The 8,823-nt window shown below is 26.9% G+C and carries 10 protein-coding genes; 7 read left to right on the top strand and 3 right to left on the bottom strand.

The window, feature by feature from the left end; genetic code table 11:
* Positions 1-274: stalk domain-containing protein (locus BUA90_RS11885; protein ID WP_242945099.1), on the bottom strand; the 274-nt coding region annotated here is incomplete at its 3' end.
* A 188-nt stretch (positions 275-462) separates the two neighbouring features.
* Between BUA90_RS11885 and BUA90_RS11880 the strand changes: the two genes are divergently transcribed.
* The 5 genes from BUA90_RS11880 (at position 463) to BUA90_RS11860 (ending at position 6,339) form a co-directional block, all read left to right on the top strand.
* Complete coding sequence (locus tag BUA90_RS11880; protein ID WP_072968852.1) at positions 463-849, top strand: hypothetical protein; 387 nt, start codon at positions 463-465, stop codon at positions 847-849.
* Complete coding sequence (locus BUA90_RS11875; RefSeq protein ID WP_072968851.1) at positions 837-1,541, top strand: YibE/F family protein; 705 nt, start codon at positions 837-839, stop codon at positions 1,539-1,541. Before BUA90_RS11880 ends, BUA90_RS11875 begins: the two co-directional genes overlap by 13 nt.
* Before the next feature lie 361 nt (positions 1,542-1,902).
* Positions 1,903-2,124: a hypothetical protein gene (locus BUA90_RS11870; protein WP_072968849.1), complete on the top strand. Its 222-nt coding sequence runs from the start codon at positions 1,903-1,905 to the stop codon at positions 2,122-2,124.
* A gap of 34 nt (positions 2,125-2,158) precedes the next feature.
* The gene (locus tag BUA90_RS11865; RefSeq protein WP_072968847.1) at positions 2,159-2,350 is read left to right on the top strand and encodes a nucleotidyl cyclase domain-containing protein; all 192 of its coding nucleotides are present in this window, start codon (positions 2,159-2,161) and stop codon (positions 2,348-2,350) included.
* A 560-nt stretch (positions 2,351-2,910) separates the two neighbouring features.
* Positions 2,911-6,339 (top strand): InlB B-repeat-containing protein, encoded by a 3,429-nt coding sequence (locus tag BUA90_RS11860; protein ID WP_072968845.1) that lies wholly within the window; start codon positions 2,911-2,913, stop codon positions 6,337-6,339.
* 503 nt (positions 6,340-6,842) lie between these two features.
* Here the strand turns inward: BUA90_RS11860 and BUA90_RS12845 are convergent.
* A complete protein-coding gene (locus BUA90_RS12845; protein ID WP_200793530.1) occupies positions 6,843-7,043 on the bottom strand; it encodes an ATP-binding protein in 201 nt (66 codons plus the stop codon).
* Positions 7,044-7,276: 233 nt separating this feature from the next.
* Positions 7,277-7,885, bottom strand: a complete 609-nt coding sequence (locus tag BUA90_RS11850; protein ID WP_072968844.1) for a DDE-type integrase/transposase/recombinase — start codon at positions 7,883-7,885, stop codon at positions 7,277-7,279.
* 301 nt (positions 7,886-8,186) lie between these two features.
* Here BUA90_RS11850 and BUA90_RS11845 point away from each other — a divergent pair, with 301 nt between their 5' ends.
* Both BUA90_RS11845 and BUA90_RS12455 read left to right on the top strand, forming a co-directional pair.
* On the top strand, positions 8,187-8,594 hold the full coding sequence (locus BUA90_RS11845; protein WP_072968842.1) for a YjdF family protein: 408 nt from the start codon (positions 8,187-8,189) through the stop codon (positions 8,592-8,594).
* Positions 8,595-8,653: 59 nt separating this feature from the next.
* The gene (locus BUA90_RS12455; RefSeq protein ID WP_159430032.1) at positions 8,654-8,818 is read left to right on the top strand and encodes a hypothetical protein; all 165 of its coding nucleotides are present in this window, start codon (positions 8,654-8,656) and stop codon (positions 8,816-8,818) included.
* The last annotated feature ends 5 nt before the right edge of the window (positions 8,819-8,823 follow it).

Genomic DNA, 8,823 nt, shown 5'->3' with positions numbered 1-8,823 from the left:
CATTCCACTTTAACTGGTATCCTAAAGTTTCAACAATTAGTCTTAATGGAAGCATTGTGACACCATTTTTTTTCATATAGACTTTCGTTTCTTCAGGATTTAATGCCTTATTATTAATTACAAGATTTATGTGAGTTTTTTTAAAAGAATCTTGTTGTTGTTTAATACTTAAAGTGGTGATTGGTTCATTTATCACTTTGTTTAGATTATATTCTGCAAATGAGAAAGACATACTTGATGCCAGTGTTATTCCCATTAATTTTTTTGATTTCATGATTCATCTTTCCTTTTTGTATTTTTCATTTGATTAGACAGAAGAAATCATAAAAAAGTTCCATAGAATTTTATATTCTACTTATTTTTAAATATTTTTATAACGATGTGAAGGTTTATACAATAAATGTATTTAAATTGCAATATTGAATGTGCATAATTATCCCTTAATAATCATAGTGATTAAATATGATTATGGTGGGATATGATTATGTTAAAAAAATATGTTTATTGTTTTTGATAATAGTTCTAATGTTTGATGTAAATTATGCAGAAGATTCCAATGAAATTGTAAAGGCTCAAGTATTAAATGTTAATATAAAACAACAAGGAGATATTAAAATGAAAATTGTTAGATTAAGAATTTTAGAGGGAAAATTTTCTGGACAAGAAGTAACTTGTGAGTATTTGCCCATTAGATATTTAGGTAATAATTATGAACTAGAAAAAGGCAAAAAGGTAATAATTGGAACAGATTTAGATGCTAACGGAAAAGTAAATGTTAGCATTATAGATATGTATAGAGTAGAATATATTAAAATGTTAAGTATAATATTTTTAATTTGTTTTGTATAGTATTATTTGGTGGTTTAAAAGGAATTCTTTCTATAACATCATTAGGGGTGATAGGAATTATTCTAGTTAAGTTTATGATACCTTTTATAATCAAGGGATATAGCTCTATATCAGTAACGATTATATTTATTATAATTATAATATTAATAAGTTTTATTTTAATATTAGGTTTTACTAAAAAAAGTTTTGTAGCAATAGTTGGAACAATAATAGCAGGAATACTTGCACAAATTTTTACGGAACTTTGTTCAATTACAGGAATAATAAGTAAAGAAGCAGATTTTTTAATTACGTATGCTGATATGGCAATTGATTTTAAAGGATTATATTTAAGTGGGGTTTTAATAGGTGTAATAGGAGTAGTGATGGATGTAAGTATGTCAACAACCTCAGTAATATTTGAATTGAAATGTCAAAATTCTAGGGTCAGTTTTATGAGATTAATAGGATCGGGTTTAGAAGTAGGAAAGGATATAATGGCTACAATGGTAAATATATTAATTTTAGCCTATGTAGGTAGTGTGATGCCTCTACTTTTAGTATTTCATTTTTTGAAAATGCCAATAGGTAGCCTTTTAAATATGGAGATATTAGTAGTAGAAATAATTCGTTCATTATGTGGTAGTATAGGACTTATTCTAACGATACCTTTAACATCAATAGTTGCTAGTATTATGGTAAAAAATAAATAAATTTAATACAACATTAGAAGGGTTAATGAGAAATTTTTGGATATAAATAAAAAAATTATTTACTATTATATTTTTAAAAATAAATGAAGTATACAGCACAAAAATATCATGAAATCTTTAAATAGGTAATGAATAATGTGATATTAGAATTATGGAGGTAAGAGAAATTGTGATTTTATTAGTTTTGTTATTTTCAATATAAGGGTATTTTATATTAAATATAGCTCAAAATGCAGTGATGAAAGAAGTAGAGAAGTTTTTGATATCATTAGTGTGAGAAGGAGTAAAAGTTACTAAAAGTAGAATTGATATTTAGAAAAGAATATTAGAAATTATTGCAGAAATAGGAGATATAAAAAGTATGGATTGGGAATTACGGTTTCCTGTATTACAGAGACAAATTAAAAAACAAATTTTTTTTGCTTTAGGTATTGTTTATACTTATGGCACAGTTTATTATACTAATGGTATAATATCAAATTTAGCTAATCGAGAATATGTAAAAAAAGTCTTTAATGGAGAAACAAATATATCTGATATTTTTATAAGTAAAGTGGCAAATCAGCCTGTGCCGCACCAATAAAAAAAGATGGGAAAGAAGAAGCAACTGGTATATAATGCTGGAATTTAGAGAAAAATTAGGTTATATGAAAATATCTAATGTAGAAATGGTAACTGCGAGTTTTGGAGTATCAGGTTATTGTTTAAAAGATACTATTGATACCTTAGTAAAAAAAGCAAACGATATGATATATAAAGCAAAGAATGAAGGTAGAAATTGTGTAAGATATGTGGATGAGTATAAGTAGCTATTAAGTCTGAGAAGAATTTATTCTTAATTTTTTTGACTTTATTAAATTTTATAAAAATTATTACATGGACAAATAACAAAAAAATTCAAAAAATCTATAAAATTTGATATAATTAAACTTATTATAGCTTGTTGAATAAATAAAATTAATAAATTTAAAGTAGTTTATTTTCTATTTATAAAGTTACTGTTGTGAATATAGTCTGTTCGTTAGACTGTCTTAAAATATAAATGAGTACATAAAATGATAAAATTTTATTTAAAGTAAAAGTTACATTGAAAGACTATTTAAGATATATTACGAGTTTGGAAATATCTAAGACTATATGTATTTTACAAATATAGAATGTAAATTATTTAGAATATGATAATATAATTATTCAACATGCTATAATTAATAAAAAAGTCTGGTAATAATTGATTTAAAATTTGAGATTTGCTATGATTTAGTTATTTATCAAGAAATAGTAATTATATTAAAAAATACTGAATTTTACAAAAAAACAATAAATTTTGATGATAATTTGACAATACTATAAAGATTAAGGGAGTGTATTTATGAATTTAAAAAAATTTAGATTTATATATTGGATTTTAAGTCTTTCAATGATTATAAATTTATTTATTACTAATCCTTTGGTAGTATATGCAGAAGATACTATAGATTCTATTACTGTAGTTTCAGATATTATTTATTCTTCAGCTGGAAAATCACAGGTAATTGATCCAAATCTGTCTATTGTAGGAACAGGCAATATTTATAGTGCAACAGTTAATATTGATAATGGTTTTAGTAAAGAAAGTGGGGACATGTTAAGCTGGGATATTTCTAAGGCTTTAGGACTTTCAGTAGAATATAATTCAGAATCAGGTGTGCTTACAATATCAGGAAAAGCTCCTGTAAATACATATCAAGAACTTTTAAGAACTATTAAATTTCAAACAAATGCTATTTCAGGAACGAGAAGTATTGTTTTTTTGGTAAATAATTCAAATGGAAAGATGCTTTATTATGAAGGAACGGGACATTATTATGAATTTGTAAATTCTCCAGGTATATCATGGACTGATGCAAAAACATCTGCGGAAGTTAGATATTATGACGGGCATCAAGGATATCTTGCTACTATAACTTCACAGGAAGAAAATGATTTTATAACTTCAAAATGTGATGGTTCTGGATGGTTGGGTGCAAGTGATGCAGAATCTGAGGGAGTTTGGAAATGGGTTACAGGACCTGAAGCAGGAACTCAATTTTGGAATGGTAATGAATTAGGAAGTCCTGTTGGTGGACGATTTAATAAATGGAAAGCAGGTCTCGAACCAAATGACTGGGGTACGGGGGAAGACTATCTTCATATTATGGGAAAAAATAGACCAAGTTGGGCTTATTATTATGAGCCGGGAGATTGGAATGATTATCCATTAAGTGTTGGAGATATTCAAGGTTATGTTGTAGAATATGGAGATACATATATTAATCTTTCTGCATCTTCAAAATCAGCAATAACTAATGTAACAATTGATAATCAGTATACAGTAAGCTTTGAAGAAAATGAAGGAAGTGAAGTATCAGATCAAATAGTAAACTACAATGAGAAAGCTATTAAACCATCAGTACCAACAAGGATAGGGTATGCCTTTGGAGGCTGGTATATAGATGAAGAATTAACAACACCATATGATTTTAATACACCAGTAACAAGAGATATAACATTGTATGCAAAATGGGAAATAAATCAGTATACAGTAAACTTTGAAGAAAATGGAGGAAGTGAAGTATCAGATCAAATAGTAAACTACAATGAGAAAGCTATTGAACCATCAGTACCAACAAGGATAGGGTATGCCTTTGGAGGCTGGTATATAGATGAAGAATTAACAACACCATATGATTTTAATACACCAGTAACAAGTGATATAACATTATATGCAAAATGGATTTCTAATGGAGAATCCTATGTGGTAGCTCAACCAGATAGTATAAAAACAGGTAGTTACTTAAAAAAGGAATTTATATTAACTCTAGAAAATGATAGTATAAAACAAAAGATAACAAATAAAGATTTAAGCTTAGGAGGAGTATTTAGTAATTTGTCAATTGAAGTATTAGGAAATACAGATATTACTGTTACAGCATCTGTATATGAAAGTGTATACAAAGGTTTCAATCAAAAAGGTATAGGTGAAATTATAATTAATCCTGAAGTTTTAGATAAGAGTGAGATACCACTTGTTGCTAAGATAACAGTAAAAGGAGAATATACAGTAAAATTTTTAGATGATAAAGGAAACATTTTAAAAGAAGAAGATGTAGTAAGAGGAACAAGTGCGACAGCACCAATAGTGCCAGAAAAAGAAGGATATAAATTTATAGGTTGGGATAAAGAATTTAACAATGTTACTTCTAATTTAATAGTAACAGCTCAATATGAGATAAAAAAATATACAATCAAATATAACTCCAATGGAGGAAGTGAAGTATCAGATCAAATAGTAAACTACAATGAGAAAGCTATTGAACCATCAGTACCAACAAGGATAGGGTATACGTTTGGAGACTGGTATGCAGATGAAGAATTAACAACGCCATATGATTTTAATATACCAGTAACAAGTGATATAACATTATATGCAAAATGGATAAAAAAATCAAAAACAAAGTCTAAAGGTGGAGAAAATAATAACGGAAAAACAGGAGTAGAAGTTATTGTTAATGGTCAAAAACAAACAGCAGGTAAGGAAGTAGTAAAAAAAGAAAATAATATAAAAGAAGTAGAAATTTTTGTAGAAACAAGACCTGTTATACAAAAAATTGAAGAAGTTTTAAAAGCAAAACAAGAAGCATATGAAAAAGATAAGAAATCTATACAAAATATAGTACAAATTCCAGTAGGGGAAAAAGAAGCAAAGAGAGTAACTGCAAAATTAACAGGAGAAATATTAAGACAGATGGAAGTAAATAAATTTAAACTTTCAGTTAATACGGGAGAAATTGAATATATTATTCCAGCTGAAGAAATAAATATTGAAAATACAGCTAAAATATTAGGAGTAGATAAAGAAGAATTAGAAGAAATTGAAATAGAAATAAAAATAGATAGACTTGAAGAAACAACTATCAAAAGAATAAAACAAGAAGCAGAACAAAAGAAATACAAAGTAATATTATCACCTGTGGATTTTCAAGTAGTTGCAAAAACAAGAGGAAGAGATAAAGAAGTTAAAATTACAAAATTCAATGAATATGTGCAAAGAATTATAGCAGTACCTGAAGGAATAGATCCAAATAAAATAACTACAGGAGTTGTATATGACTCAGATGGAAATTTTTCTCACATACCTACAGAAGTTTTTATAAAAGATAATAGATATTATGCAAAATTAAATTCTTTAACAAATTCAACTTATACTGTTATTTGGAATCCTTTAACTGTATCATCAGTTGAAAAACATTGGGCAAAAGAATATGTAAATGATATGGCATCAAGGTTGATTATAAAAAATCCTGAGAATTTTAATCCAGATAAACCTATTACTAGAGGGGATTTTGCTGAGTATATAACTAAAGCTTTAGGAATTTATAGAACAGGAGTAGCTAAAAAACAGCAATTTACAGATGTATCAGTTACTGACGAATTAGCAGATGCAATTACTATTGCAGTAGAATATGATATAATCAGAGGTTATCCAGATAAAACTTTTAGATCAAAAGCATTAATTAGTAGAGAAGAAGCAATGGCTATGTTTGCAAGGGCAATGGATATTGTAAAATTAAAAGAAAAGGATAGCAGTCGAATTGAAAATTATAAAGATATATCGCAAGTATCTTCATGGGCATATGATGAGGTAAAGAAAACATTAGGTAGTTGTGTATTTAATGGAAGAAGTAGAGATACTATTGAACCCCATGGAATATTTACTTATGCTGAAGCTGCTACTGCTGTTAGAAATTTACTTATTGAGGCCAATTTGATTAACAAATAGTTATAAGTATTGTATTAAAAAAAGTGTTTATTACTATATAGAAGGAAGTAAATAATTTAATCTATTGTTTCAGTTAAATACTAAATACATAGAATAATACAATTTAAAGAATATTTTATTGTCAATAGTTGGGGCGGGATTACTTGTAATCCTGCTTCATTACTGTATTAGAATTTATTTATATGTAATGATAAGGTTCTACTTGTTTTTGGGTACACTTAATAAACCTAACTAAAATATGCTAAAATATAGGATTTTTATTGATATTTACTTAGTACAGTGAATAATTCTATTACGGAATCTATGGAAGTTCTTAAGTCAAAAAGAGACCCGTTTTAGCACCTTAATTTTGTTGTTAAATTCTTCAGTAGGACCATTGGTGTTAGAGTCAATAAAAATTCCTCAAAAAAGGAAGATTTTTTCTTTACTTAGAAAATGTAAAAAAATGTTAATATCAATATTATTTTTAACATATTTGCAAATATAACTTTTAACACTTTTGACTAATTATTCTTTGAATTACTTGTAAATATTTTGTCTTTAACTCTATAAGATTTACCTGTTATTTTTTCAACTGTAGAATGATGCAATAACCTATCTAGTATTGCGTTAGCAATAGTTATATCACCAAATATTTTATGCCATTTACTAAAATCCTTGTTAGTAGTAATTATAGTGTTAGATTTTTCGTATCTTTTATTTATTCTTTTTTCTCTAGGAACCTCAAGGTATGGAGGTCTCTAATTTTATCCTGATCTATTGAAGGTGGAATGTAAAGCCAAAGTCATCTAATGTTTTTATAAAAGGAAAATTTGCTACTTTTGCACATGCATTTATGGTTTTTTCTTCTTTAAGTTTTATTTCTAATTTTGTTAGCTCATATAATGCGTCTACAACTGTTTTTTCTTTATTGGTAATTAAATCTATAGAGGAGATCTTATATTGTATTTTCTGATGTAGAATTAAAATCTTTTGAAAATTGTCTAAATTCCTCAGTAAACTTTTTAGTTTTTACATTTACTATACTACTCATGTTATCTGTAAGTAATTTTTTTGGAATTGTTCCATAATATTTAAATGCTTCAATAAGATATCTAAATACATCTTCTTTTGTCTTTGATTTACTGTAAGTAAATTTATGCATTCTTAAATATCCTAATGTTGTTGTAAAAATATTAAATTTAAATATCTCTCCATTTTTAGAAATCATAGTTATGTCTTCTTTAAAATCAAACTGAAGCTGTTTTCCTGGTTTAGTTTTATATTTTGGGTGAACTACAGATTTGTTTTTACTTTTTAATTTATGCTTCCTTATATAATAATCAAAGTTTGAATGTGTTCCTATAGTTTTATCCTTTGAGTAGAAGTATTTATATACACCCGTTATAGTTGCACCTGCTAAATTAATTTTTTCTTCTATTTCTTCTCTATACTTATCTAATTTCGATTTTTTTGTTTCTTTTCTTTCAAATTTTTTGTCATATTTTGATATGGTTTGTCTTAAAACTCCATATCTTCTTGCTAAGTTACCATAGTTTGGTTTCATATTTAAACACCTCAAAATATTTAATTCCGCCTTTATTGTTTTCTATCATGTCAATTACCTTCTTACGTTGGAGATAATTATACAACTTTATTTGCAATCTTGTTAGTTTTTATTTTAGCATTAATATATTACATTGAAAAGGATTTGTACCTGTGATAAAATTTTCGTAAATGAAGTAGTTTGAGATAAAAACACGATTCGGTTGGTAGTCCGGATGCAGATATAAATCTGTCAGTAACCTTCCCTCTTGGGTTGTCCATTCTCAATTTAAAGCTACTTTAAATATCAGGAGGGATTAAAAGTGAATAAGTTAACAGTTTATTTTGAAGAACCTTTTTGGGTGGGGGTTTTCGAAAGAGTAGAAAATGGAAAACTAATGACATCTAGAGTTGTTTTTGGTTCAGAACCAAAAGATTATGAAATTTATGAGTTTATTCTCAAAAACTATAGTAGACTTAAGTTTAGTAAACCAGTTAAAGGTTATAAGCTTAAACGAAACAGGATTAATCCTAAAAGACTTCAACGAAAGATTAGAAAAGAAATTCAGATAAGAGGTATTTCTACAAAAGCTCAAGAAGCTATCCGTCTTGAAAGAGAAGCAAATAAACTGGAAAGAAAGAAAAAATCGAAAAAACAAAAAGAAGAGGAAAAACGATTAAAATTTCTTAAAAAGCAACAAAAGAAAAAAGAAAAGAAAAAAGGTCATTAGAGTTAAGCACATTGGATTTTTTGAAATCTGATGTGCTTTTTACGTGGAGGTGATTAATATTGAAAGCATCAGAACTAAAAAACAAAGGTATTAAATTTACATTAGCTGATAAGGAATATGAACTAAAATTCAACATGAACACTTTTTGTAAACTAGAAGAAATTTATGATGATATCAATAAAGCCTTTGAAGATTTACAGAATATGAAGATAAAAAGCTATTAGAGCTT

The organism is Caminicella sporogenes DSM 14501, assembly GCF_900142285.1.
In the GTDB taxonomy this organism is placed as follows: domain Bacteria; phylum Bacillota; class Clostridia; order Peptostreptococcales; family Caminicellaceae; genus Caminicella; species Caminicella sporogenes.
This window is presented reverse-complemented; position numbering and strand designations above follow the sequence as displayed.